This window comes from Arthrobacter sp. StoSoilB13 (assembly GCF_019977255.1).
Lineage (GTDB): Bacteria > Actinomycetota > Actinomycetes > Actinomycetales > Micrococcaceae > Arthrobacter.
Genome location: NZ_AP024647.1, coordinates 2,486,193 through 2,509,853 on the forward strand (window position 1 = coordinate 2,486,193; position 23,661 = coordinate 2,509,853).

Consider the following 23,661-nt stretch of genomic DNA (forward strand, 5'->3'; position numbering starts at 1 on the left):
GAGGGCCTAGTCCTGGAAGTACTCCACCTTGGCGCCAATGGTGTTCAGTCGCTCGGCCAGGTCCTCGTAGCCGCGTTCAATCACGTAAATGTTGCGAAGCTCGGACGTTCCACGGGCAGCCAACATGGCCAGGAGCAGGCACGCTGCCGGACGCAGGGCCGGCGGGCAGCCGATCTCCGCAGCGCGCCACTTGGTGGGTCCGTTGACGTAGATCCGGTGCGGGTCCAGGAGCTGCACCTGGGCGCCCAGCTTGTTGAGCTCCGTCAGATAGATGGCGCGGTTCTCGTAGACCCAGTCGTGGATCATCGTCTGGCCCTCGGCATTGCCTGCAATCACTGCGAAGAAGGGCAGGTTGTCGATGTTGAGCCCCGGGAACGGCATGGGGTGGATCTTGTCCTGTGGCGCGTGGAGCTCAGAGGGCTTGGTGGTGACATCCACCAAACGCGTCCGGCCGTTGCGGGCCGTGTATTCACCTGAGATTTCCAGCTTCTGGCCCATTTGTTCCAGGGTGGCGAGCTCGATTTCCATGAACTCGATGGGAACCCGGCGGATGGTGACCTCGGAGTTCGTGACGATGCCCGCGGTGATGAGGCTCATGGCTTCGATGGGATCCTCGGACGGGAAGTATTCGATCTCCACGTCTATGGCTGACCGGCCCGTGATCTTCAAAGTCGTGGTCCCGACGCCCTCGATGGTCACGCCCAAGCCCTGCAGGTAGAAGCATAGATCCTGGACCATATAGTTAGGGCTCGCGTTACGGATCACGGTGGTGCCCTCGCGGTGCGCAGCAGCCATGATCGCGTTCTCGGTGACGGTGTCGCCACGTTCGGAGAGGACGAAGGAACGGTCGTGCCCATCGGCAGGGGGTGCCACCACGGAGTAGAAGCCGGACTTTGCCCCCACCGTCAGCCCGAACTGGCGCAATGCCTGCATGTGCGGTTCAACCGTGCGCGTGCCGAGGTCGCATCCACCGGCATAGGGAAGCAGGTACTCGGCGGTCTCGTCCAGGAGGGGCCCGAGCAGCATGATGACGCTGCGTGTGCGCCGGGGCCGCTTCCACATCCATCGACTCAAGGTCAAGCACTTCGGGCCTGCGGATACGGAGGTCGCTGCCGTTGAGCCAGGTGCATTCGACGCCGATGGACGTCAGCACCTCAACGATCCGGTTGACTTCCTCAATGCGGGCCAAGCGACGCAGCGTGGTGGTGCCACGGTTGATCAGGCTTGCACAAAGCAGCGCCACCCCGGCATTCTTGCTGCTGTTGACATCCACTTCGCCGGACAGCGTGTGGCCGCCCTCCACCCGGAGGTGGGTCATCTGCGGCTTGCCTACCTTGACGATGGAACGGCCGAAGATGGCCTCCAGCCGCTCGATCATTCTGAGGCTGAGATTCTGTTTGCCCTGCTCCATTCGGGCGATAGCGCTCTGGCTGGTTCCCAGCTCGGAAGCCAACTGCCCCTGCGTCCAGCCCTTTTCGCTTCGCGCGTCGCGTAGCAGGAGGCCTACATTTTCGGCGGTAGGTTGCGTCATACTCAAGAAATATCACAAGTGAGTTAGAACTGCTGAACAAATCGCCGATTCAGCGGCAGACATCACACGGTACCCGCATAGTGCGATAACTGAGCCTCAAAATCAGCTTCTTCATGAAAAGCCCCACGATTTGAGAACCGGTCCAAAGCAACCTATCTTGAACTTAAGAAAGCCTAACCTAAGCTGGAAAGCGGTCCGAGAGAATGACGCCCCCGACGCAAAACCCCGCCCCGCCGAACGGCTCCGGGGTTTACCGCGATCACTGGGGAATCCCCCATCTGTGGGCCGGGTCCGCGGACGAACTCGCCTTCCTGCAGGGCATGAACGCAGCAACGGATCGATCATGGCAGATTGAGCTGGAGCGCTGGCGCTCGGAGGGCCGTATGGCTGAAGTTCTGGGCCCCGATGTGGTGGTATGGGATCGTTTTGCCCGGCAGTCCCGGCTGAACGAGACTGCCCGCCGTGGTTTCAACGGGCTGGATCCCGCAACCCAACGATGGGTTGGCCAGTATGTTGCAGGCGTCAACCACGCGCTGGCCAACAATCTGCGCGGCGGGCCCGAATTTGACGGTTCCGGCAGCGCACCCGAACCGTGGAACCCTTGGACGCCGCTAGGGGTGTTCCTGGTGCAGCACATTCTGTTCTCCACGTTCCCCAACAAACTTTTCCGCGCCCACGTGGGCAGGACGCTGGGCCACGATGCCATCAGCTTGTTCAGCATCGAAGCCCCGGTCTGGTCCGGCAGCAACGCGTGGGCGGTCCACGGCTCAATGACCGCGAGCGGACTCCCCCTGATCGCCGGCGACCCACACCGCCTCATGGAACTGCCCGGGGTGTACCAGCAGGTTCGGCTTGCGTGCCCGGAGTTCGACGCAGTCGGGTTCGCGTTTCCCGGCGTTCCCGGGCTGCCGCATTTTGGCCACACCGGAAAGACCGCCTGGGCCGTCACCAACGCCATGGCCGACTACCAGGACCTCTTCGAAGAGCAGTTGCGCCGCGTCCCCGCCCCGGAGGCGGGCGGCGAGCGCATCGAGGCGCACGGCCCGCGAGGCTGGGAACCCGCCGTCGTAAGTAGCGAAACCATCCATATCCGTCATGGCGACTCTGTAGGCACAGAGACAGTGGAGATCATCGAGACCGCCCGCGGTCCAGTGATCTCGGAAACGCCCGACGGCGCCGCGTTGAGTTTGCGTTTCCCGGCGCAGGTTGAGGGGCGGCTCGGTTTCGAAGCCCTCCTGCCGCTGCTGAGAAGCGGGAGTGTGGGCGACGTCGAAGCAGCTTTCGATTCATGGGTGGAACCGGTCAACAGCGTCGTGACTGCTGATGCTGCCGGAGCGGTACGGCATTTCGTGGCTGGATTGGTTCCCCAACGAAATCCGGCCAACCGCCGGTTGCCTGCTCCGGCGTTGTCGGCACGGCATGCCTGGGACGGCGATTACATTGTCCTGCCCCGCACGGAGGTCCAACGGTTTGCAGTCAGCGCGAACGATCGTGCTGCAGGCGGCGGCGATGCCGTAGCGATGGAGTTCGCCCCCGCCCATAGGGCTCTGCGGATCCGGGAGCTTCTGGAGGAGGTGCATGGTGAACTGACCGTGGACCACATGCAATCCATCCATATGGATTCCTTGCTCGGTCCATGGCCCATGTTCCGGGAGGTGCTGGGCAACCTCGACCCGGCAGATATGTCCAGGGAGGCCAAGTCACTGCGAACGCTGCTGCTCGAATGGGACGGGACAATGGCGGCCGGCAGCCACAGTGCGGCCGTTTTCGCGTCATGGCGGGGCGCCTTGGTTCAGCGCATAGCCCGTCATCCCGCGCTGGCGGCTCTGGCTGAACCTACCGGGTACTCCCCTCTGTTCGGGCCCTGGCTGTCGGTCGCTTCACGCATAGGTTTCGCCCTTGAAACGCTTTTGGTCAGAGCCTCGCAGCTTGGTATCGATATGGCTGTGGAGGCCGCGGCCGCACTCGAGGATGCAGCCTTGGAAGACTCCTTGCTGGACGGTGCCGTATGGGGCGATCGGCATAAGCTCCTGGCGGTCCACGTTCTCCCAGGCGACCTCGCAGCTTCGGCACCAACCGGAGAGCTAAGCGGAGATACCGGATGCGTACTCTGCACCGAAAGCCTCCCTGGTGTGGACGACCGCAGTTTCCGCGGACCCGTGGCCCGCTATGTCTGGGACCTGTCCCATCGCAGCAACAGCCGTTGGATTGTGCCATTCGGCGCTGCCGGACGGCCGGAGCACCCACATTTTACAGACCAGATGCCGCTCTGGGCCTCAGGAAAGATGATCCCTGTGGTCACGGACTGGAGCGAGCTCAGTCACGACCACCCCTAAGACGCCCCCTAATACGCACGAACCAAGCCCAGCAAGCCCTCCCCAGCCCAGCCCACCCCAGCCCAGCCCAGCCCAGCCCAAAGGAAATCATGACCACAAGCACCCGGGACTTCGCTGTCCGGACCACGATCTACACCGAAGAACTCCACGGATGGGGCGTACTGCGGATCGTCCCTTTGGTTCCCGCCGAAGACCTTGACCTCATTCATGGTTGGGTCAGCCAGCCTCGTGCCAGGTTCTGGGGCATGCTGGAGCATTCGCGCGAGGACGTCCTGGAGATTTACGGGTTCCTTGATTCCTTGGACACTCACCATGCCTTTTTGGTGGTGGTCGATGGCGAGCCGTTGGCGCTCTTCCAGACTTATGAACCGTTACACGATCCGGTAGGCGAGGCATACCCGGCGCGGGAGGAGGACATCGGAATGCATTTGCTGCTGGCGCCTGCAAGGCGTCCGATTCCCAACTTCACACCACGTCTCGTCACGTCCCTCATCCGATACATGTTTTCCCTGCCCGGCAAGGACCGGATCATTGTTGAGCCGGACGCCCGCAACGCAAAGGCAGTTCGCCGCCTCGAGACCACGTGTTTCGAGCTTGGCCCCGTCATCCAGCTGGCTGAAAAGGAAGCCCAGTTGGGGTTCCTCACCCGGGCAAGGTTCGAGAAGATCCAACGGAAGAGCTAACGCCAGACAAAACTCCACGTTCCAGCGCCGACGGCCGCCAGTACAGCAGCGGCAGCGATGACGAGGCCGCCCAGGAGGACCCAGACATCCAGGAGGGAGTAGGTGGATTCCCGGGCCCACGTTCTCTGCCCGCCACCGAAACCACGCGCCTCCATGGTGACGGCCAGCCGGGAAGCCCGACGCACTGCCTGGACCAGCAGCCCGAAGCTCTGTCCAAGCGTTGCCTTTAGCCGTTGCAGCGGGCTGCCCTGCGAACCCACTCCGCGGGCCCGCCTGGCCATGCCGATGGTCTGCCATTCCTCAGCCATCAATCCCACCAGGCGCATCGCGGCCAGCGAGCCGAGGACAAAGCGGTGTGGCAGTCTTGCCTTTTGTGCCAGCGCATCGGCCAGGTCGGTGGGGTCGGTGCAGGTCATCAGCAGGATCGCCGGCAGCGCAATCGCCAAGCCGCGCAGCATGAAACCCAGCCCCAGCTGGAGGGAACCTTCGCTGATGGACCAGAGTCCGACGTCGAGCAGTACGGCCCCGCTGTCAGCCGCCACGATTGCGGTGCTCCAGCCACCTATCGCTGCAGCGATGATGAGCGGCCAGGCCCCGCTGCCATAGAAGCCCCAGCGTGAGGCCAGCCAACGGGAACAGGGCCAGCTCGGCGACGAGGGCCGTTGAAGCGGACACCCAGTCGATCGACAATGCGAGCACCAGCGAAATGAGGAACACGGACACGAACTTAACCAAGGGGTTGGCGCGCGTAAGGAGGGCGTGGTTGCCGCGCAGGTTCAGGGCGTCCCTCATGCAGCACCGGCTTCCTGGCGGGCTGCTTCGCTGTGCGGGTCCGGAACTTGCGGCGTAGCTGGATCCAGCCGGAGCTCGGTGCCGCCCAGGACCGCGCTGAATTCTTCGTCGTGCGTCACGGACACAACGGCTGTTCCAGCATCGAGCAGTTCAGAGAGGAAGGATGCCAGTTCGGCCCAGGTGTTGGCGTCCTGGCCGAACGTGGGCTCGTCCAGGACCAGCACCTTAGGGTGGGCCGCAAGGACCGTGGCCACGGACAACCTGCGTTTCTCGCCGCCGGACAACGTGTAAGGATTCGCGTCCACCAAATGCGTGAGCCGCAAACGCTCCAGCAATTCATCCACGCGTTCTTCGCCGTGTCCCAGATGCTTTGGTCCAAACATCAACTCGTCCAGGACCTTGCCCGTCACGAACTGGTGCTCCGGTTCCTGGAACACGGTGCCAATGCGGGAAATCAGCTGATCCGCCTTCCACTTGAACGGGTCGATTCCAGCTCCCTCGGAAAGCTCGACGGCGGCACTCACCTTGCCGTCAACCGGCGCCAGAAGGCCGGCCAATGTGAGCGCAAAAGTAGATTTGCCTGCACCGTTCGGACCCGTGATGGTCAGTGCCTGGCCAGCCCGTACTTGTGCACTGATATCCGATTGCACGGGGACGGGCGGGATGGTCTTGAAACGGCGGCGGCGGGACTTCCCACGGGAAACAGCCAGGTCCTGTGCGACGAGGAGGAGCTGGGCGGTGGCTTCAGGGCCGGCAGGACCCGATGCCGCGGACTTGGCCCTGCGGGCGCGGGTAGCCGGAACGTACCCCGGCACCCACACTCCCGCTGCCATCAGCATGGTGCGGGCCTCTGTGAGCACCTGATCCGGGGGGCCGTCCAGGAGCACACCGCCCCCGGCCGAGGGTGGCTGGAGGACCACGATCCTGTCCACCAGGTCCTTCCACACGGACACACGGTGTTCAACGACAACCAAAGTGGCGCCGGTCTTGTCCAGGCAGCGCTGCACGGCGTCCCGAACCTCAAGCACGCCCACCGGATCAAGGTTGGCCGTAGGTTCGTCCAGGAGGATCAGCCCGGGCCGCATCGCGAGGATGCCAGCCAACGCAAGGCGCTGCTTCTGCCCGCCGGACAGGGCCGCCGTCGGGTGATCCAGTGCCAAGCCGCCGCCTGCAGCGGTGCGCAACCCGACGTCGTCGAGCGCTTCATGGACGCGCGCCCAAATTTCTTCCCGGGGAACGGCCAGGTTTTCGGCGCCAAACGCGACATCGTCACCCACCCGGGAGAGCACTACCTGGGTTTCCGGATCCTGCTGCATCAGACCTGCGCGTCCGCGCTGTTCGCGGGGAGCAACGCCGTCGATCAGCAGCGAGCCGGTCTCGTCGGAATCATCCTCCTCATCACCCAGCACACCGGCGAGGGCGTGGAGCAGTGTCGATTTTCCTGCGCCCGATGGACCCAGCAAGAGCACACGCTCGCCGGGCCCGATCCGGAGATCGAGGTCCTGGATGGCGGGTGTGGAACGCCCGGCATGCCGCCATCCCCACCCTTGGGCGGTAATGGCGGCAGGCCGCACCTGGCCGCTGCTTTGCGTGGCAGGCATTAGTTGAAGACGGGCTCCGAAGCAGCCTTCCGCGACGCGAAGGAGCTCAGTACACCGGTCTTAGCCAGCCCGCGGGTGGCAACCCAGGACAGCGCGCCCGCGATGATCGCACCGGAGAGCGTGGTGAAGGCGATGTAAGCCAGCTTGTCGATTGCTTCGTAGGCGATGTTCCAGCCCCAAGGCAGGAAGGAATCGTTGAGACCGCAGAAGAGGCCCGAGCCGGCACCTGCGAGGAGTGCAGCGGAGAGGTCGAACTTCTTGTACCGGAACGCAGCGAAGACGAGTTCCGCGCCCAGTCCCTGGAGGACGCCGGAGATGAGGACGGTGGTGCCGTACTGGGAACCCATGATGAGTTCGCCGGTGGCGGCGACGGCTTCGCAGAACAGGGCTGCGCCCGGCTTGCGGATGATGAGCATGCCCAGGACGGCCGGGATCATCCAGCCACCGGCGATCAAACCGGTGAGCGGCGGATACGTGGCGTTCATGGGAATGGATACGATTGCGGCGCCCTGGGACCAGGCCCAAAAAATCACGCCGCCGGCGATGGCAATCAAAGCTGCCACCACGATGTCTACAACACGCCAGTTATAACTGGTTTTCTTCACGCTTGCCGTGGTCATTTTTTCTGCCTCCTGAGGTACAGGAGGGGAAAGTGCTCCCCGGAAACCCCCGGCCGGCCTGCGCCGCCCGGATCCGGACACTCTGAGAAGCTCGACTCCCTTGCGCCGGTACTAACCGGATCAGGTTCGAGGGTCTGCGGCTGTCCGCACTCTCAGCGCCCTCGCGTCACCTGCATCTCTGCAAGGTCCGACGGCGGCGCTCCCCTGTCGTTATTAATCTGCCCTTATGGGCGTGGTTCAGTTTACACCTGTGGGTGTTCGTGGGCTCCTCGGACTAGTCACAAAGCGGTTGGCTCCCCTTCTCCTGCGTTGCGGGGCCGGCTCTGCGCCCCATTCTCCGGTCTTAGCACGCGCACCGGGCCCCGCAACAGGACCTGAGACAATGATGCAGCAGGAATCGACGCGGCAAAGGGGTAATTCATGACGGACCTTCCCATTACGGACATGCCAGTTCCCCAACCCCGCCTTGCCGCGAGCGTCATCCTGCTCCGCGACGCCCCGGGCGGGCTTGAGGCCTTCGTCCAGCACAGGGTTGCCACCATGGACTTCGCCGCCGGCATGGTGGTCTTTCCGGGCGGCCGGGTTGATGCCGCTGACCAGGATGGATGGGATTACCCTGTCCGGCTGCTGGAACAGCACGCTGCAGACTGGCATCTGAGTTCCATCGCCGTCGATCCTGTACAGGCCCCGGCAAAGTCAGGCATGCTGCTCACCGCTGCCCTGCGGGAAGTTTGGGAGGAGGCCGGACTTCGCCTTGACGCCTCAGACCTTCGCCCTTGGGCAAACTGGGTCACGCCCACGGACATGCCCAAGCGCTTCGACACGTACTTCTATGTAGCCAAGCCTGCTCCGGAAGCAGCACCCCAGCACCAAACTACTGAAGCGTGGCAATCACTCTGGATGCCGGTGGACGGGATCCTGGCGGCCGAGGCGGCCGGTAAATTGCAGCTGATGCCGCCCACGTATTACCTGCTCAAGGAAATTTCCGGGCTCGGAACCGTGGATGCCGTTTGGGAAGCCGATCACGATGTTGTTCCTGTCCTGGCACCACGCGGTTCCATGGCGGCTTTCCTCAAGGAACGCGAAAACCGCCGCTAGTCCCAACCCGCCTGCATGTGAGGCTAGGCTGGGGGCATGAACCTCTTTTTCAAGCTGCTGGGTGCCGGAGTAAGCCTTGCAGCCGGATTCGTCGGCACCAAGTTGGTCAACAAGGGCTGGGAAAAGGCCACCGGCAACAAGCCGCCCACGGGCCACGACGATATGGAAACGAGCCTCCGGTCAGCCTTGTCCTTCGCGCTGATTTCGGCCTTCGTCAGCACGCTCATCCAGGTTTTCGCGAGCCGTGGCACCCAGCGTGCCATCGCCCGCTTCGCAAAGACGCACGACATCGTCTAGGCCGGGCACAGCCATCCCGTTGTCTTAAGTCCGGGGTGGAACCCTAAGGATCCGCAGTGGAACCCTAAGGATCCGGGGTGGAACCGTTGCCGGCTGCCCTTTGGACAACCGCTTCAAGCTCATCCTTGGTGAGCAGTTCGCGGTGCCCATGTTTGGTTCGGTAGGCGGAGCGGCCCACCATGTGTGCGGAGACCGGTGTGGTCAGCAATTGGAATATCCAGGCCACCACGAGAACCGGCCAAACCCACCATGTGCGCATTTGCAGACCCATGGCTGCAAGCATCAGGAAAAGACCCAGGACTTGCGGCTTCGTTGCCGCGTGCATTCGGCTCATGAGGTCGGGGAACCGCAGGAGGCCAATTGCTGCGCCAAGCGACATCAGGGCACCCACCACAAGAAACATGGCCGTCACCGCGTCGATTACGGCATCCACGCCAGTAGGTTCAGGAGTCATTGCTCTGATCCCTCCGATCCGCGACAAACCGGGCAAACGTTACGGAGCCTACAAAGCCGATCACGGCGAGAGCCACGAGCAACACCAGGTTGTTCAGGTGCCGGTTCATCGCCATATCGATCGCCAGCGCGGCTCCAAGAATGGCCAGCAGGACATCCGATGCCAAAACGCGGTCCAGCAAGGAGGGGCCAATGGCGATGCGGATGATCGCTCCCACCGCAGCCAGGCTCAGGATGACAGCAGTCACCAGCAGAACGAGTTCTTTCACAGAGCTGCCCCTTCCATGCCGGGGGTTGCTTCATCCTGGAGAGCGTCGAGTTCCTCACGCGTCCCCATGATCCGGATCAATGTGGCCTCGATCTTCTGGACTTCCTGACGGATCCTGGCGATTCCGGCTTCCTCATAAATATTGAGTGCATGAAGGTACAGGGTGGACGTCGAGCGGTCCACTTCCACCACCAGCGAGCCCGGGATCAGCGAAATAACATGCCCGGTTGCCGTCACTATGAGGTCCGAATGGCTGCGCAACGGAACAGCGACGACGGCGCTACGCACCTTTGGCCCCTTCACTACGGCCAGGTAGAGGACCAGGAAGCTCGCTGCCACCACTTTGCCCAGGAATACCAGGGCGAACGAAAGGGCGCGGAGAACATTGAACCTGCCACTGAGCTCCACCGGCGGAAGGTAGAAGAACTTGGCCACGAGCACGGCGATGAGCGCACCGAACAGCAGGTTGCCCGGGCTGAAATCCCGCCACAAGGCGCCCCAGACGATGACCAGCCATACCAGCAGCGGGAGTTCAGTGCGAAAGGAGATTGGTTTTCGGCTCATTTGGCAGCCCCTGGCTGACCCACGGCTGGCACCTGTGCGGAGTCCCCCAGGACTGAATGGATGTAGGCAGTGCGGTCCAACATTATTTCCGCCGAGCCGTCGGCGAGGTGGAAGAGTGGGCCCGCAAAGACTGTGAGGGCAACACCGAAGGCCACAAGGCCCGCAGTGGACCCCACCATTGTCCGGGGAAGTACCCCTACCTTGCCTGGGGTCTGAAGGACGGGGTCCGGGTACTCGGCGTCCTCGGGCTTTCGCCAAAATGCCCTGTTCCAAACACGGGCAATTGCCAACAAGGTGAGGAGGCTGGTGACGACGCCGCCTACTACCAAAACGATGGCCAGCGGCGTACCCAGTTGCACGCCCGCTTGGAGGAGCCCGAGCTTGCCCAGGAAACCCGAGAATGGCGGGATGCCCGCAAGGTTCATTGCCGGGACGAAGAACAACAGGGCAAGGAGTGGCGAGAGCTTGGCCAGGCCACCCAAGCGGTCAATGGAGGACGATCCGCCCCGCCGCTCAATCAAGCCAGTGACAAGGAACAGGCTGGTCTGCACGGTGATGTGGTGCGCCACGTAGAACACGGCCGCGCCAAGGCCCGTGACGGAGGACATCGCCAGGCCGAACACCATGTAGCCGATATGGCTGACCAGCGTGAAGGACAGGAGACGTTTGATGTCGCTCTGCGCCAAGGCGCCCAGGATGCCCACCACCATTGTCAGCAGCGCCACCACCATTAGGGGCACGTTGAGGGTATCGCCGGGGAAGAGGAGTGTCTCGGTGCGGACCATGGCATAAACACCCACCTTGGTCAGCAAACCGGCAAACACGGCTGTCACAGGGGCCGGAGCGGTTGGATAGGAGTCGGGAAGCCAGAACGACAGCGGGAACACGGCCGCCTTGATCCCGAACGCCACCAGCAGCATCACGTGCAGCAGGTTCTGGGTTCCTTGATCCAGCTCCGCCAGCTTGATGGCAAGGTCCGCCATGGTGATGGTCCCGGTAGCTCCGTAAATCATGGCGATGGCGATGAGGAACAGGACCGAGGAAACCACGGACACCACCACGTACGTGACACCGGCACGGATTCGCGGTCCGGTCCCGCCAAGGGTCATGAGCACATAACTTGCCGTCAGCAGGATTTCGAAACCCACGTAGAGGTTGAAAAGGTCACCTGTCAGGAAGGCATTGGATACGCCCGCCACCAGGATCAGGTAGGTGGGGTGGAAGATCGAGACGGGCGCTTCCTGGTCACCGTCGGCCATACCCTGGCCGGTGGCGTAGATCAGGACGGCGAGGCTTACCACGGTGGAAACCACCAGCATGAGCGAGGAGAACTGATCCACCACCAACACCACGCCCCATGGCGGCAGCCAACCACCCAGCGTGACGGATGTGGTGCCTCCCTCCCACACGGACGCCAGGAGCAGGCATTCTAGCAGGAGTGTCGCGCTGAGGATCACAATGCTGACTACCCGCTGCGCAGCCGTGTGCCGGATCAGCACGAACGCGAGGGCAGCGCCGAGGATCGGAAGGAGGACAGCCAGTGGCGACAGGTTTGCGAGATTCACGCGCTGCCTCCTTCCCGGGCGGATGCCGTTTTGGGTGTTTCCGTCGCCTCTGGATGCAGCCGTTCCTCGGCCGTGGACGCTGTCACTACGAACTCTGATGTTTCCAACGGGACAATGGCGTCGTCTTCCGCGTCGAAGCTCGGAGTCCGGGCCACGCGGCGGTCTTCGATGTCATCCTGGATTTCGTCTTGCCGTGCCAGGGCCCACGTGCGGTAGATGATGCCAAGCATGAAGGCAGTAACGGCAAATGATATGACGATTGATGTGAGGATCAACGCCTGTGGCAGGGGGTCGTTGTACTCACTGGAGGCTGTTTCCTTATCGAACAAAGGAGCCAGGCCCGCGTACCCTCCTGTACTGAGGATCAGCAGGTTGGTGGCGTTCGCAAGCAGCATCAAGCCAAGCAGGACGCGCGTCAGGCTCCGCTCCAAAATGAGGTAAATGCCGCAGGCATACAGCACACCCATGACGATCAGGAGGGTCAGGTTGATGCTCATGGGTTGCCCTTCCCGGAAGCGGCAGTTTCAGCAGGCGCAGGCTCGGCGACCTTGGTCTTTCCCGCCTTCGCCCCCTTCTCTTCAAAATGTTCGTCGATCTCGGCGCCCAGGCTGCGCAGAACGTCGAGCGCCAAGCCCACCACTACGATGTAGACGCCGATGTCGAAGATCGTGGACGTGACGAACTTGACGTCTCCGAACACGGGCAGCCAAAACTCGATGATCGCGCTCTGGAACACCTGTCCGCCGAGGAGGAGAGGCACGAAACCGGACGCTGCCGCCGTCGCAAGTCCCGTCCCCAACAGCGTGCCGGCACTCACTGTCGCCGCCTCGCTCAACTCGAAGCGTCCCCCGGCAAGGTAGCGGATGGTGAGGGCGAGGCCTGCGGTTAAGCCGCCTGCGAAGCCACCCCCGGGCAGGTTGTGGCCCGCAAGGAGAAGATAGATGGAGAAGACGATCATCGAGTGGAAAATCAGCCTGGTGACCACTTCGAAGATGATGGACCTCCGCTCAGGGGCAAGCGTCCTGCCTGCAACGAGCCAGGCATCCCGCGTCACGTCCGTGAACTTCCTCGCCACAGCCAGCCGGGCGCCGTCGCGGGAGTCACGGTCGACGCCGGTGCGCCGCCCCACGCTGCCTTCCGGCACGGCCTCCGAGGTTTTGATGCGATCGCCGCGGCTGCGCACGAAGATCAGGCTTGCAACGCCCGTAGCGGCCACGGCCAGGACCGAAATTTCGCCGAAGGTGTCCCATGCGCGGATGTCCACCAGGGTTACGTTGACCACGTTCAGGCCACCGCCGCCTTCGTAGGCCAGGCGCGGGAATTCAAGGGAGACAGGCGTGGCAACACGGGCACCCATGGCGTAGATGGCAACGAAAATCATGGTGATGCCGAAGGCGGCACCTACGATCACGCGGATCACCCGGAGGCGGCCACCCGTCCGGTCCCGCAGTTCGGCGGGCAGGCTGCGCATTGCCAAAACGAAGGCCACTAACACGATGGTCTCCACCAGCATCTGGGTCAGCGCAAGATCAGGCGCACCTTGCAGGGCAAACATGAGCGCGATGCCGTAACCAGTAACCGAGACCATGAGCACTGCCAGGAAGCGCTTGTTGGCGCGGACAGCAGCCAGGGCGCCCACCACGATGCCCACTCCCGCGATCAACTGCAGCGGAGAGTTCGGATCGATGAGATAGACGCCGTCGGGCAACGGTTTGTTGTTCAGGAGCAGAGCCGCGAGTGGCACTGCGAAGGCAACCGTTAGGATGACCGTCAGATAGAAATACAGTGAACCACGCTGGGTGCGGCCCGTGACCCACACTGCGATGTCGTCCAAGGCGCCAATGGTGTGTTGGTAGGCGCGGTCGCCATCCACCCAATCGGGAACCAGGCTTTGCACCCGTGAAACGATGTTACGGCCATAGAACATTGCGGCACCGGCCACAAAGGTGATCGCGGTGAGGCCCAAAGCGGGAGTGAGCCCATGCCACAAAGCCAGATGTCCGGCGTCGACGGCTTCCTCTCCGCCGGCGAACAGCGCTGCGTAAGGCTGGATCCAACTATCGACCGGTGCGGGCCACAGGCCATACACAATCGTGAGGAAACTCAGCAGCGCCGGCGCGGCCAGGAAGGCGGGCTTGATGGCTTTAAAGGGCGTGCGCTCTATGCCCGGCTTGGTGGCAAAGGCACCCCACATGAAGCGGGCGCTGTAGGCGAAAGTGAGGATCGAACCGATCACGAGCCCAACGAGGATCCAGATGCCCCAGGCGGGCGCGTCCTGGCCATTTCCATAGTGCACGAAGGCTTCAAAGACGGACTCCTTGGCCACGAAACCCGCCAGCGGCGGCACCCCCGCCATGGAGGCGGCCGCGATCGCGGCAACAACCCCGAGGGCACGCGAGGAGCGGAAGACACCGGAGAGTTTCCGGATATCGCGTGTCCCGGACTGGTGGTCGATGATGCCGACCACCAGGAACAGCGCGGCCTTGAACAGGCCATGCGCCAGCAGAAGCCCAAGCCCGGCAAGGGCGGCGTCAGGTCTGCCCAGGCCCACCACCATGGTGAGGAAGCCCAGTTGGCTCACCGTGCCGTAGGCCAGGATGAGCTTGATATCGGTCTGGCGCAGGGCCCTGTAGCCGCCAATCAACATAGTGGCCAGCCCGAGGCCCAGGACCATCGGGAGCCAGAACTGCGATTCCGCGAAACCCGGCGCCAGTCTCGCCACGATGTAAATACCGGCCTTCACCATGGCTGCGGCATGCAGGTAGGCGCTCACTGGCGTTGGAGCCGCCATGGCACCGGGAAGCCAGAAGTGGAAGGGCACCAGCGCCGATTTGGTCACGGCACCCACGAGGATGAGAACGACGGCGGCCCCCACCATGCCATTTGTGGTGCCGTTAACGAGCGTCCCGGCCCTGGCCAAGGATGGTGGAGATCCGGTAGGTTCCTGCGGCCTGGCCCAGAATGATGAGCCCCACCAGCATCGCCAGCCCGCCCGCCGTAGTAACCATCAGGGCCTGCAGGGCAGAACGCCGTGCAGCCAGGCGGGTGCGGGCATAACCGATGAGCAGGTAGGACAAGACAGTGGTGAGCTCCCAGAAGATGAACATCATCAGGAGGTCGTCGGACGTCACCAAGCCGAACATGGCACCGGCAAAAGCCAGGAGCTGGGCGCCGAACCCACCGAGCCCAGGGTCCTTGTTCTTGAAGTACCGGGCGCAATAGACCAGCACCAGGGAGCCAACACCGAGGATGAGCAGTGACATGACCCAGGCGAGCGCATCCATCCTGAACGCGAACTCGAGCTTGAGGTTGGGAATCCAAGGGAATACTTCTTCTATGCCCGCGCCGGAATATACGGGAGCGTGCTGGAGGACCAGCCAGATGAAGGCCACCCCGGGAACCGCTGCCAGGACATAGAAGGCGTTCCGACCAAGTTTACTGAAGATCAAGGGCGCCACAGTTGCCGCTACAAAGGTGATGGCGAGAACTGTGATCACTGTTTTCTCCGCAAAGTCAGAAACGAATTGTCAAAAGTTGGAGCAGGCGGTCATACGTTGGGTTCGGTTGGACCAGTTTATCAAGGGGCCCGGATAGTTTTTGGCCGGAGCCGATGGGCCCTGCGGATGAATTTTTCTGCGATATCCACATAGCGGTATCCACATAGCGGTCTGTCATCTGCCCGTCGCTGTCAGAGTCCCGATAGCATTCAGGCTATGAACGCGGCCGCAGTTCCCGAAGCCTCCCACCCAGCATCCGAGCTTGCCTCCGGACCTGCTTCCTCCAAGAAGGGCCAAATCCTTGCCTGGGCTTCCTGGGACTGGGGCTCCGCTGCCTTTAACGCCATCATGACCACGTTCGTCTTCACGGTGTACCTGACCTCGTCTGCCTTCGGCGGCGAGGACTCTGCCTCTGCCGCACTTGGTGCTGCTTTGGCCGTCGCGGGCCTGGCCATCGCGTTGCTGGCACCCGTGACGGGCCAACGTTCGGATGCCGGTGGCCGGCGCAAGCTCTGGCTCGGAGTCAACACTGCGGCCACAGCCGTCCTCACGGCCCTGTGCTTCTTTGTATTCCCGCAGCCAGGATTCCTCCTGCTGGGTGTGTGCCTGATTGCGCTTGCCAACATTTTCTTTGAGTTCGCCGGTGTGAACTACAACGCCATGCTGGCCCAGATCTCCACCCCCAAAAACATCGGCAAGGTCAGCGGCTTTGGTTGGGGCATGGGATACCTCGGTGGGATCGTCGCGTTGTTGCTGGTCCTGCAACTCTTCGTCCAGCCGTCTTTCGAATGGTTCGGCGCATCCACTGAAGAATCCCTGAACATCCGGCTTGTGGCCATTTTCTCGGCCCTGTGGTTCTTCATTTTCGCCCTGCCCGTGCTGTTTGCCGTTCCTGAAGTTTCCGTGAAGAAGGACACTGCGTCGTTGGGCTTCGTAGCGTCCTACAGGCTGCTGCTCCGGCGCATCGTGGCCATCTACCGCACCAGTCCCCACACCATCTATTTCCTGCTGTCCAGCGCCATCTTCCGCGACGGCCCTTGCTGCAGTCTTCACGTTCGGCGGGGTGATCGCGGCCGGGACCTTTGGTTTCGAGCTTAAGGAAGTTATCTTCTTCGCGATTTTCGGCAACGTCGTGGCAGCGGTAGGCGCCATCATCGGCGGCTTCCTTGACGACAAGATCGGACCCAAGGCAGTCATCGTGCTTTCCCTGGTGGGTCTGCTGATCGCGGGCACGTTCATCCTGGTGCTTGGCAACGGAAACTACGTGTTCTTTGGAAACAGCTGGCCTGCCGCCAATACGTTCTGGATCTTCGGCCTGCTGCTGTGCCTTTTTGTTGGGCCAGCCCAGTCTTCGTCAAGGGCGTTCCTGGCCAGGCTTGCCCCCGATGGCGAGTCAGGAGAACTGTTCGGGCTCTACGCCACCACGGGCCGGGCTGTCAGCTTCCTGGCTCCCACCCTCTTCACCCTGTGCATCACAATTGCCGCTCCGATTGTTGAAGAAGGTGGAGCCCAGCGATGGGGCATCCTCGGCATTATGGTTGTCCTGCTTGCCGGCCTCCTGGTGATCCTGCCAGTGAAGCCGCCCGGCAAGACGCAAATCGCCGTGGTACCGGATCACTGACTTCACTGCAACAGCTGAGCGCGAACGCCGTACCAGTGCAGATCCAACAGAGTTAGGGTGGAGATATGAACGTGGATGAGACTGAACTCCCGGGCCTTGGGGTCCGTAAGGATTTCGTCACGGCCTCGGGCCGTCGCATCGGTGTCGTGGAGCTTCGAGAAGGCGAGACCGAGCTCTTCGTGTCCACATGGGATGACCCGGATACGTGCCAGGCTTCCATTCCCCTCACGGCCGATGAAGCCGCAACCCTGGGCAATCTCCTCGGCGGGCAGCACATTGCCATGCGCCTGGCAGAGGCCCACCGTGAGATACCTGGCATCGTGACCCGCCAGTTCTCCATCACGCCTGACTCCCCGTTCGTGAACCAGCCCATGGGCAAGGCCCAGGTCCGAACCCGCAGTGGTGTTTCGATCGTCGCGATCATGCGTGAAGGGGAAGTCGTCCCCTCGCCTGCACCCGACGTCGTACTTCACACGGGTGATTTGCTCGTTGCGGTTGGCACCCAGGAAGGCCTCGACTCGGCGGCCGATATCCTCCGCAACGGCTGACCCGCCATGGATCCGCTCGCACTAGCCCTCGTTGAACTGGGGGCCGTCGTCTTCTGCCTCGGTCTCCTTGCTCGGCTAGCGGGCCGGATTGGCATGTCTCCCATTCCGCTTTACCTGGTGGGTGGCTTGGCCTTCGGTGCGGGCGGCTTCGTCAAATTGGATGGCATGCATGAATTCGCCCATCTTTCAGGCGAAATCGGAGTCATCCTGCTGCTGTTGATGCTCGGATTGGAATACACCGCATCTGAACTCGTCACCGGACTCAGACGTTCGTGGCAGGCCGGTGTACTGGACTTTGTCCTGAATTTCCTCCCCGGCGCCGGGATTGCCCTTCTTCTGGGCTGGGGTCTCGTGGGCGCCATCGTGATGGGTGGCGTTACCTATATATCGTCCTCAGGAATCGCGGCGAAGGTCATCACGGACCTCGGCCGCATCGGTAACCGCGAAACTCCCGTAGTGCTTTCCATCCTCGTTTTCGAGGACCTCGCGATGGCCATCTACCTACCCATTCTCACTGCCATCCTGGCCGGTGTCGGGTTCCTGGGTGGGCTGCAGACGGTGGGAATCGCGCTGGCTGTCGTCACGGTGGTCCTGATGATCGCGCTCAAACACGGGCACCGCGTCTCCCAAGCCGTTCACAGCGAGAATTCGGAAGTGTTCCTCCTGAACGTGCTCGGCCTGGCGCTCCTGGTGGCCGGTGTCGCCTCCGCCCTCCAGGTCTCAGCTGCCGTGGGTGCCTTCATGCTCGGCATCGCCATCTCCGGCGCCACGGCCCACAATGCGACCCGCATCCTTGAACCACTCCGGGACTTGTTTGCGGCAATCTTCTTCGTTGCCTTCGGCCTCAACACGGACCCTACATCCATCCCACCGGTCCTGGGCTGGGCGTTGCTGCTCGCCCTGCTGACAACGGCCACCAAAATGTTCACCGGATTCTGGGCCGCCAAACGGGCGGGCATTGCAATGCCGGGCCGCTTCCGTGCGGGAGCGGCCCTGATTGCGCGTGGTGAATTCTCCATCGTCATTGCTGGCCTGGCCGTGGCCTCGGGAGCCGTGCCGGACGAGGTCGCAGCCCTGGCCACGGCTTATGTCCTCATCATGGCCATCACGGGTCCGCTGGCCGCTCGCTTCGTGGAGCCTGTCGTCAAGGCACTGCGCAGGAGCCCCCGCACACCGCCGCGGGCTGCCGAGCGCGCCGCTGCCTGACCGTCAGGGCTTGACGGTCAGCGCCTGACGGTCAGCGCCTGAAGCCCGTCCGGTTCCGGCTAGATGGCCGTCCGGTGGAAATTCTGGTGGCTGCGGCTGGCGGTGGGTCCGCGCTGGCCTTGGTAGCGGTTACCGTACTCACCGGAACCGTAGGGGTGTTCCGCTGAGGACGTCAGGCGGAAGAAGCACAACTGGCCGATCTTCATGCCTGGCCACAGCTTGATTGGCAGCGTCGCCACGTTGGAAAGTTCCAGCGTGACGTGCCCGGAGAAGCCCGGATCGATGAAGCCTGCGGTGGAGTGCGTCAACAAACCGAGCCGGCCGAGAGACGACTTGCCCTCAAGGCGCGCAGCGATGTCGTCGGGCAGGCTCACTGTCTCGTACGTTGAGCCCAGTACGAATTCACCCGGGTGCAGGATGAAAGGCTCATTGCCTTCCACCTCCACCAGCCGGGTCAGCTCAGGCTGCTCCTCGGCGGGGTCGATGTGGGCATATTTGTGGTTGTCGAAGAGCCGGAAAAACCGGTCAATCCGTACGTCCACGGAAGACGGCTGAACCATCGCGGGATCGTACGGTTCAAGGACAATCCGTTGGGAGTCTATTTCGGCACGAATATCGCGGTCAGAGATCAGCACAGCATCAAAAATACCCCATGCATTGTCCGGGCCGCCCCATGGGACTATAGTTCCCGGACATGTAAAGCCGCGCCCGTACTTGGGGGCAACGAGCATTCGCGGGGTAATTGTGGGGAAATTGTCAGCGCCTGCGGCTATCGTGCTGGCTGGCGCGCTAGCCATATTGGTAGCCGCGTCCAGCCAAATCCTGCCAGCTACAGAGGCCCTACCAAGCGGCGGCACTACTTCTTCGGGCAGCGTACCGTCCGGTCTCACGGCCCCTGAAACGAGTACGACGCCGGACCCCGCACCTTTGGGGGCGACCCCCGACGCCAGCGAAGCGGCTGGCGACCCTACGCCGGGCCCCGGTTCGGGGACGGGTTCCGGTTCCGAAAGTGCAGCGCCGACCAGGCCGGTCGCAGTAGATCCGATGGTTGAGACACCTCCTCCGGTGCCGAACATCGGTCCCTCATGGGGTCCGGACGATCCTTCCTCGGAAGGCACTCCCTCCGGGAGGCCAGAAGCCAACGAGCCAGCCGTCCCCGGTCCTCCCGGCGCGTCGGCTTCCCCCACCTCCGTTCCAACGCCAACAGCGCCTGCCGCAGGGCCTGGTCCGTCGGAGTCGCCGTCGCCAACACCCTCACCGACTCAAACAACGACGCCAACACCCTCACCAACCCAAACATCTACGCCGTCACAAACGGCTTCCGCGCCGTCACCAACGCCGTCCACGCCCACACCCACACCCACGCCCGCACCCACACCCACGCCCGCACCCACACCCACGCCATCCCCCTCACCCACCCCTTTCCCCGGCAAGACCCCCAGCAGCGATGCGGACCCGGACAACGGTGCCCTCGCGCTACTCCCGGACGACAACACCGCGGCCATCTTGACCGTGTTCAACGCCATCAACAGCTATCGCGCTTCTTTGGGGCCTTGCCCCGGTGAAGTATCACGCAACGGTGGCGAGCATGGCGCAGGAATGGTCGGACAGCATCGCCAGCCGCGAAGTGATCCAGCACAGGCCAAACTTCTGGACGGACCCACGTGCGCTCAACCCGAACAACGGTGCCGGTGAGGTCATTGCTGTCAGGTGGGATCGTGACGCTGCCCAATTGGTGGAGTGGTGGAAGGGGTCCCCCGGTCACGACGCCCTGCTGCGCGATCCGCGCTTCAATGTGATGGGCATCGGGATCACCTACACGGACGGCAATTGGCAAACGACCCCCAACCGCTACACACTGTGGGGCGTGGTGAACTTCTTCGGTTACACCACGCTGCCCGCCGGAACCACTACGCGCCCGGGTGGGACGGTCACGCCGCCGACGGATCCCGTGGGTGTGTGTGAACCCGGCGGCAAGTACCAGCCGCCTACAGTGAATCTCAGCGCGGCGGCCATCCGCAGCGCTGCAGACCTTGTATCCATCAGCCCGGACGGAACGGTTTATTCCTACCCCTCCCTAGGTGACGCCAAGTACGGCGCGGCCCGCAAGATCGGAATCGGTTTCACCGGTTTGAAGGAGCTATTCGTATCGGATTGGGACCGCGACGGCGTTTTTGACCTCATCGCCCAACGCCTGGATGGAGCGCTCCTTGTGTACCCGGGCAGGCAGTCTGGCGGCTTCGGATCGCCCGGAGTCCTGGGCCAGGGTTGGGAATCCCTCAACATAGCCGTGGGTACTTGGTGTGCGAACAACCGCCTCCCGCAAATTGTGGCCATGGATGCCTCCGGCGGGCTCTGGTTCTACAAGAATTCCGGAATGACGTACATACGAACCCAGGCGGCGATCGGAACAGGCAACAAGGCCGTCCGGCTCAGCATGGTGGACTACAACGCCGATGGTTTCCAGGATCTCCTCGCCGTTGAGCCCAATGGGTATCTGAGGTTGTATCGCGGCAGCGGACTGGCCATTCCGAAGCAGGAGGCCAGGCCAGTGGTGGGTGCGGCATGGACCGACTACACCGGTTTGCGGTCACTTCAAGGAGTTACCGGCGCAAACACCACGGGCATCGCGGGCCTGGGCACCAACGGTGTATTGGAGTATTGGGACCTCACCTCGGGAGGACTGACGACGCCGGTCAGCGTCGGTGGCGGCTGGAGTGGTTTCAAGCTCGCCCAGTAGGGAACCGCCCGGTAATCAAACCGCCTGGGCGGACTCAATAACGGTCTTGAGCTGCTCCAACTGGGCAACTTCACTTTCCATGGTTTTCTGGATCATGCTGTTCATGAGTTTCTGCAGGCCCTTGGGGTGGTACTCCAGGGCGAACCTGAGCCGCGTCGTCTTGCCTTCGGTGCTGAGGTAGTAGCCGCCCGTGGGCCGGGCGGGTCCGGCCACCACGGCGAAGCGCACTTCTGCGCCCGGCCGGGCCTCCGTGATCTCGAAGTCTGCAGCGATCGGCCGTCCTCCCGGGCCAGTGAGCGTCTGCTGATAGACCGCGCCCTTCTGGCCACGGACACCGGATCGGAGCGAGATGCTGCGCACGCCCGAGCGCCAGAGGGAGTTGTTCATACCATCCATCAGGAATCCATAGACGGTCATGGCATCCCTGCTGATCACCACTTCATAGTCTGCAAATGCCACGGAAACCTCTTTCGGCGTACGGTTCGAATGTCGTAGCCCGGTTCCCCATACACTGCAGCTAACACCTTCAGAATAGTCAGCCGCGCTTGCCTGCGACACACGACAAACGAGCCTTGACCGAATGGTTACCTGCCGGCGTATCTGAGACACAGCTGACACATAGTCCCGGGCCGGGTAGAGTTCGTGCCGCTGGCAAAACCAAATTGGGGGCGTAATGCGAGTACTGAAACATCCGTTTGTTCGTGGGAACTTTGTCCGTGGGAACGCACGACGGCGGCTGTCTGCTTGCGCTGCTTTCCTCGCCATGGCGGTGGCTGGTGGAGTCATGGCCGCTGCGCCTGCGTCGGCCCTATCAGCAACAACCCCTGCGGCAGCGGCATCCACAGTTGCGAATAAAGTGGCCGCGCCTACAACGGTGAATCCCCTGCCCAGCGTGGATCCCATCGGGAACCCTGCAAGCTTTTCTGTCCTGGTCAATAAATCCAGGCCACTGAATCCCGTCAGTTACGCCCCCAGCGACCTCATCAATGCCCGCGGCTCCGGCCAGTACATGCGGGCCGAAGCCGCTGCCTGGCTCAATGGCCTCTTCCAGGGCGCGGCGGACGCTGGGACCGGCGGCCTGTCGATCGTGAGCGGCTACCGGTCCTATGCCCAGCAGCAGCAGGTTTACTCCTACTACGTCAGCATCTACGGCCAGGGCCTATGCGGACACCATCTCGGCACGTCCCGGGTACAGCGAACACCAGACCGGCCTTGCCATGGACATCGGCAATGCTGCCGGTTCCTGTGGCCTGAGCACCTGCTTCGGCGACACAGCGGCTGGCAAATGGGTGGCAGCGAACGCCCACAAGTACGGCTTCATCGTCCGGTACCCCAACGGCTACACGGGCACCACCGGGTACAGCTACGAGCCCTGGCACTTGCGCTATGTTGGCGTTGCGTTGGCCACTGATATGAACCGGCGCGGATTCCCGACGCTGGAGCACTATTTCGCCGGAAATCCGGCGGCCGCCGCGAGCATCAAGTCCGGCGCCGACCTCGTAGCTGCCGACTCTTCCGGGCGGATGCTGCGTTACCCCGCGACGGCGGCAGGCGGGTATGGGGCGCCCGTCCAGATCGGTTCGGGCTGGACCGGCTTGAAGCAGGGCTTCGTAGTGGACTGGGACATTGATGGCATTTACGACATCCTTGCGCAGTGGAACAACGGCGTCCTGGGCGTTTACCGCGGCCTCCTGGGCGGCGGCTTCGCCGGCCAGGTTGTCGTGGGGAACGGCGGCTGGGATCGCATGACCATCACCGTGGGCAAGTGGACGCACGCGCACCCGCGGCCCGGCGTCGTCGGGTATTTTCCGGATGGTGTGCTGCGCTACTACCCCAACACTTTCGGCGGCGCCCTGAGCGCTCCGCAGGTCATCGGCAAGGGCTGGAACGGCATGGAACTGACCATGGCGGACTGGGAGGGCGACGGCGCGAACGACATCCTGGCAAGGACAGCTTCCGGATCCCTGATCAATTACCGGGGAGACGGCTGGGCTGGTTTCTTTGGCCCGGCCACCACTGTGGGCACAAGTTGGCAGTACATGCGCATGCTGCTTCCGGGCTTCGGGCTCACCGGCGCAGGCACGCGCGGCATCACTGCACAAACTGCGGACGGCAACCTGTACAACTACGGCCTCGGCAGGGGTTCCTGGACTACCTACGCGCAGGTTGGATCCGGATGGAACGGCCTGAAGCTCTTCAAGTAGACATGGTTGCGCGCCTGTCATGAGGACCCCCGCAACT

At 62.8% G+C, this 23,661-nt stretch carries 18 protein-coding genes, 5 pseudogenes and 1 riboswitch; of the genes and pseudogenes, 10 read left to right on the forward strand and 13 right to left on the reverse strand.

Annotated elements, in window-relative coordinates; genetic code table 11:
- Window positions 1–6 precede the first annotated feature (6 nt).
- Window positions 7–1,531: pseudogene (relB, locus tag LDP01_RS11690) on the reverse strand (type II toxin-antitoxin system RelB family anti-toxin).
- A gap of 203 nt (window positions 1,532–1,734) precedes the next feature.
- On the opposite strand from relB, the gene LDP01_RS11695 reads away from it, so the two are divergent.
- Both LDP01_RS11695 and LDP01_RS11700 read left to right on the forward strand, forming a co-directional pair.
- Window positions 1,735–3,867, forward strand: a complete 2,133-nt coding sequence (locus LDP01_RS11695; protein WP_224089319.1) for a penicillin acylase family protein — start codon at window positions 1,735–1,737, stop codon at window positions 3,865–3,867.
- An 89-nt stretch (window positions 3,868–3,956) separates the two neighbouring features.
- On the forward strand, window positions 3,957–4,550 hold the full coding sequence (locus LDP01_RS11700) for a GNAT family N-acetyltransferase (protein ID WP_224089321.1): 594 nt from the start codon (window positions 3,957–3,959) through the stop codon (window positions 4,548–4,550).
- On the opposite strand, the pseudogene LDP01_RS11705 reads toward LDP01_RS11700, so the two are convergent.
- The 3 genes and pseudogenes from LDP01_RS11705 to LDP01_RS11715 form a co-directional block, all read right to left on the reverse strand.
- Window positions 4,547–5,342, reverse strand: a pseudogene (locus LDP01_RS11705) (energy-coupling factor transporter transmembrane component T family protein). The gene LDP01_RS11700 and the pseudogene LDP01_RS11705 overlap by 4 nt on opposite strands.
- Window positions 5,339–6,943, reverse strand: coding sequence for an ABC transporter ATP-binding protein (locus LDP01_RS11710; protein WP_224089323.1), 1,605 nt, complete (start codon window positions 6,941–6,943; stop codon window positions 5,339–5,341). The pseudogene LDP01_RS11705 and the gene LDP01_RS11710 overlap by 4 nt, the downstream one beginning before the upstream one ends.
- Window positions 6,943–7,563: an ECF transporter S component gene (locus LDP01_RS11715; protein ID WP_224089324.1), complete on the reverse strand. Its 621-nt coding sequence runs from the start codon at window positions 7,561–7,563 to the stop codon at window positions 6,943–6,945. The genes LDP01_RS11710 and LDP01_RS11715 overlap by 1 nt, the downstream gene beginning before the upstream one ends.
- 79 nt (window positions 7,564–7,642) lie before the next feature.
- Window positions 7,643–7,779: riboswitch (TPP riboswitch) on the reverse strand.
- A gap of 204 nt (window positions 7,780–7,983) precedes the next feature.
- On the opposite strand from LDP01_RS11715, the gene LDP01_RS11720 reads away from it, so the two are divergent.
- Window positions 7,984–8,661 carry an NUDIX hydrolase gene (locus LDP01_RS11720; protein WP_224089325.1) on the forward strand — a complete coding sequence of 226 codons (678 nt, stop codon included), beginning with the start codon at window positions 7,984–7,986 and terminating at the stop codon, window positions 8,659–8,661.
- A gap of 36 nt (window positions 8,662–8,697) precedes the next feature.
- Window positions 8,698–8,958, forward strand: coding sequence for a DUF4235 domain-containing protein (locus LDP01_RS11725; RefSeq protein ID WP_224089327.1), 261 nt, complete (start codon window positions 8,698–8,700; stop codon window positions 8,956–8,958).
- Window positions 8,959–9,022: 64 nt separating this feature from the next.
- On the opposite strand, the gene mnhG is transcribed toward LDP01_RS11725, so the two are convergent.
- The 6 genes and pseudogenes from mnhG to LDP01_RS11755 all read right to left on the reverse strand — a co-directional run bounded on the left by mnhG (window position 9,023) and on the right by LDP01_RS11755 (window position 15,305).
- Window positions 9,023–9,412 carry a monovalent cation/H(+) antiporter subunit G gene (gene mnhG / locus LDP01_RS11730; protein ID WP_224089330.1) on the reverse strand — a complete coding sequence of 130 codons (390 nt, stop codon included), beginning with the start codon at window positions 9,410–9,412 and terminating at the stop codon, window positions 9,023–9,025.
- Window positions 9,402–9,680 carry an MrpF/PhaF family protein gene (locus tag LDP01_RS11735; RefSeq protein WP_224089332.1) on the reverse strand — a complete coding sequence of 93 codons (279 nt, stop codon included), beginning with the start codon at window positions 9,678–9,680 and terminating at the stop codon, window positions 9,402–9,404. The genes mnhG and LDP01_RS11735 overlap by 11 nt, the downstream gene beginning before the upstream one ends.
- Window positions 9,677–10,243: a Na+/H+ antiporter subunit E gene (locus tag LDP01_RS11740; RefSeq protein ID WP_224089333.1), complete on the reverse strand. Its 567-nt coding sequence runs from the start codon at window positions 10,241–10,243 to the stop codon at window positions 9,677–9,679. Before LDP01_RS11740 ends, LDP01_RS11735 begins: the two co-directional genes overlap by 4 nt.
- Window positions 10,240–11,808 (reverse strand): Na+/H+ antiporter subunit D, encoded by a 1,569-nt coding sequence (locus LDP01_RS11745; protein ID WP_224089335.1) that lies wholly within the window; start codon window positions 11,806–11,808, stop codon window positions 10,240–10,242. Before LDP01_RS11745 ends, LDP01_RS11740 begins: the two co-directional genes overlap by 4 nt.
- Entirely contained in the window at window positions 11,805–12,305 is a 501-nt protein-coding gene (locus tag LDP01_RS11750; protein ID WP_224089337.1) for a Na(+)/H(+) antiporter subunit C, read from the reverse strand. Before LDP01_RS11750 ends, LDP01_RS11745 begins: the two co-directional genes overlap by 4 nt.
- Window positions 12,302–15,305: pseudogene (locus tag LDP01_RS11755) on the reverse strand (Na+/H+ antiporter subunit A). The gene LDP01_RS11750 and the pseudogene LDP01_RS11755 overlap by 4 nt, the downstream one beginning before the upstream one ends.
- 216 nt (window positions 15,306–15,521) lie before the next feature.
- On the opposite strand from LDP01_RS11755, the pseudogene LDP01_RS11760 reads away from it, so the two are divergent.
- From LDP01_RS11760 to LDP01_RS11770, 3 genes and pseudogenes are all read left to right on the forward strand, one after another.
- A pseudogene (locus LDP01_RS11760) lies at window positions 15,522–16,926 on the forward strand (MFS transporter).
- Between the two features lie 65 nt (window positions 16,927–16,991).
- Complete coding sequence (locus LDP01_RS11765) at window positions 16,992–17,474, forward strand: cation:proton antiporter regulatory subunit (RefSeq protein WP_216927152.1); 483 nt, start codon at window positions 16,992–16,994, stop codon at window positions 17,472–17,474.
- Between the two features lie 6 nt (window positions 17,475–17,480).
- Complete coding sequence (locus LDP01_RS11770; RefSeq protein ID WP_224089339.1) at window positions 17,481–18,680, forward strand: cation:proton antiporter; 1,200 nt, start codon at window positions 17,481–17,483, stop codon at window positions 18,678–18,680.
- A gap of 59 nt (window positions 18,681–18,739) precedes the next feature.
- On the opposite strand, the gene dcd is transcribed toward LDP01_RS11770, so the two are convergent.
- Together dcd and LDP01_RS11780 are read right to left on the reverse strand one after the other, a co-directional pair.
- The gene (gene dcd, locus LDP01_RS11775) at window positions 18,740–19,315 is read right to left on the reverse strand and encodes a dCTP deaminase (RefSeq protein WP_216927188.1); all 576 of its coding nucleotides are present in this window, start codon (window positions 19,313–19,315) and stop codon (window positions 18,740–18,742) included.
- A gap of 627 nt (window positions 19,316–19,942) precedes the next feature.
- Window positions 19,943–20,206, reverse strand: a complete 264-nt coding sequence (locus LDP01_RS11780) for a hypothetical protein (RefSeq protein WP_224089341.1) — start codon at window positions 20,204–20,206, stop codon at window positions 19,943–19,945.
- A gap of 62 nt (window positions 20,207–20,268) precedes the next feature.
- Between LDP01_RS11780 and LDP01_RS11785 the strand changes: the two genes are divergently transcribed.
- Window positions 20,269–21,420 carry a CAP domain-containing protein gene (locus tag LDP01_RS11785; RefSeq protein WP_263433713.1) on the forward strand — a complete coding sequence of 384 codons (1,152 nt, stop codon included), beginning with the start codon at window positions 20,269–20,271 and terminating at the stop codon, window positions 21,418–21,420.
- A 15-nt stretch (window positions 21,421–21,435) separates the two neighbouring features.
- Here LDP01_RS11785 and LDP01_RS11790 read toward each other — a convergent pair whose 3' ends face one another.
- A complete protein-coding gene (locus LDP01_RS11790) occupies window positions 21,436–21,879 on the reverse strand; it encodes an SRPBCC family protein (RefSeq protein ID WP_224089345.1) in 444 nt (147 codons plus the stop codon).
- Between the two features lie 550 nt (window positions 21,880–22,429).
- On the opposite strand from LDP01_RS11790, the pseudogene LDP01_RS23435 reads away from it, so the two are divergent.
- Window positions 22,430–22,504 (forward strand): annotated as a pseudogene (locus LDP01_RS23435) (hypothetical protein); the annotation flags it as partial.
- Window positions 22,505–22,526: 22 nt separating this feature from the next.
- Window positions 22,527–23,624 carry a M15 family metallopeptidase gene (locus tag LDP01_RS11795; RefSeq protein WP_263433715.1) on the forward strand — a complete coding sequence of 366 codons (1,098 nt, stop codon included), beginning with the start codon at window positions 22,527–22,529 and terminating at the stop codon, window positions 23,622–23,624.
- The last annotated feature ends 37 nt before the right edge of the window (window positions 23,625–23,661 follow it).

Bases quoted from the DNA above. Each gene is read 5' to 3' on its own strand.
- LDP01_RS11695 (WP_224089319.1), top strand. From the start codon at position 1,735: ATGACGCCCCCGACGCAAAACCCCGCCCCGCCGAACGGCTCCGGGGTT.
- LDP01_RS11700 (WP_224089321.1), top strand. From the start codon at position 3,957: ATGACCACAAGCACCCGGGACTTCGCTGTCCGGACCACGATCTACACC.
- LDP01_RS11710 (WP_224089323.1), bottom strand. From the start codon at position 6,943: ATGCCTGCCACGCAAAGCAGCGGCCAGGTGCGGCCTGCCGCCATTACC.
- LDP01_RS11715 (WP_224089324.1), bottom strand. From the start codon at position 7,563: ATGACCACGGCAAGCGTGAAGAAAACCAGTTATAACTGGCGTGTTGTA.
- LDP01_RS11720 (WP_224089325.1), top strand. From the start codon at position 7,984: ATGACGGACCTTCCCATTACGGACATGCCAGTTCCCCAACCCCGCCTT.
- LDP01_RS11725 (WP_224089327.1), top strand. From the start codon at position 8,698: ATGAACCTCTTTTTCAAGCTGCTGGGTGCCGGAGTAAGCCTTGCAGCC.
- mnhG (WP_224089330.1), bottom strand. From the start codon at position 9,412: ATGACTCCTGAACCTACTGGCGTGGATGCCGTAATCGACGCGGTGACG.
- LDP01_RS11740 (WP_224089333.1), bottom strand. From the start codon at position 10,243: ATGAGCCGAAAACCAATCTCCTTTCGCACTGAACTCCCGCTGCTGGTA.
- LDP01_RS11750 (WP_224089337.1), bottom strand. From the start codon at position 12,305: ATGAGCATCAACCTGACCCTCCTGATCGTCATGGGTGTGCTGTATGCC.
- LDP01_RS11765 (WP_216927152.1), top strand. From the start codon at position 16,992: ATGAACGTGGATGAGACTGAACTCCCGGGCCTTGGGGTCCGTAAGGAT.
- LDP01_RS11770 (WP_224089339.1), top strand. From the start codon at position 17,481: ATGGATCCGCTCGCACTAGCCCTCGTTGAACTGGGGGCCGTCGTCTTC.
- LDP01_RS11780 (WP_224089341.1), bottom strand. From the start codon at position 20,206: ATGGCGTTGAACACGGTCAAGATGGCCGCGGTGTTGTCGTCCGGGAGT.
- LDP01_RS11785 (WP_263433713.1), top strand. From the start codon at position 20,269: ATGGCGCAGGAATGGTCGGACAGCATCGCCAGCCGCGAAGTGATCCAG.
- LDP01_RS11795 (WP_263433715.1), top strand. From the start codon at position 22,527: ATGCCCAGCAGCAGCAGGTTTACTCCTACTACGTCAGCATCTACGGCC.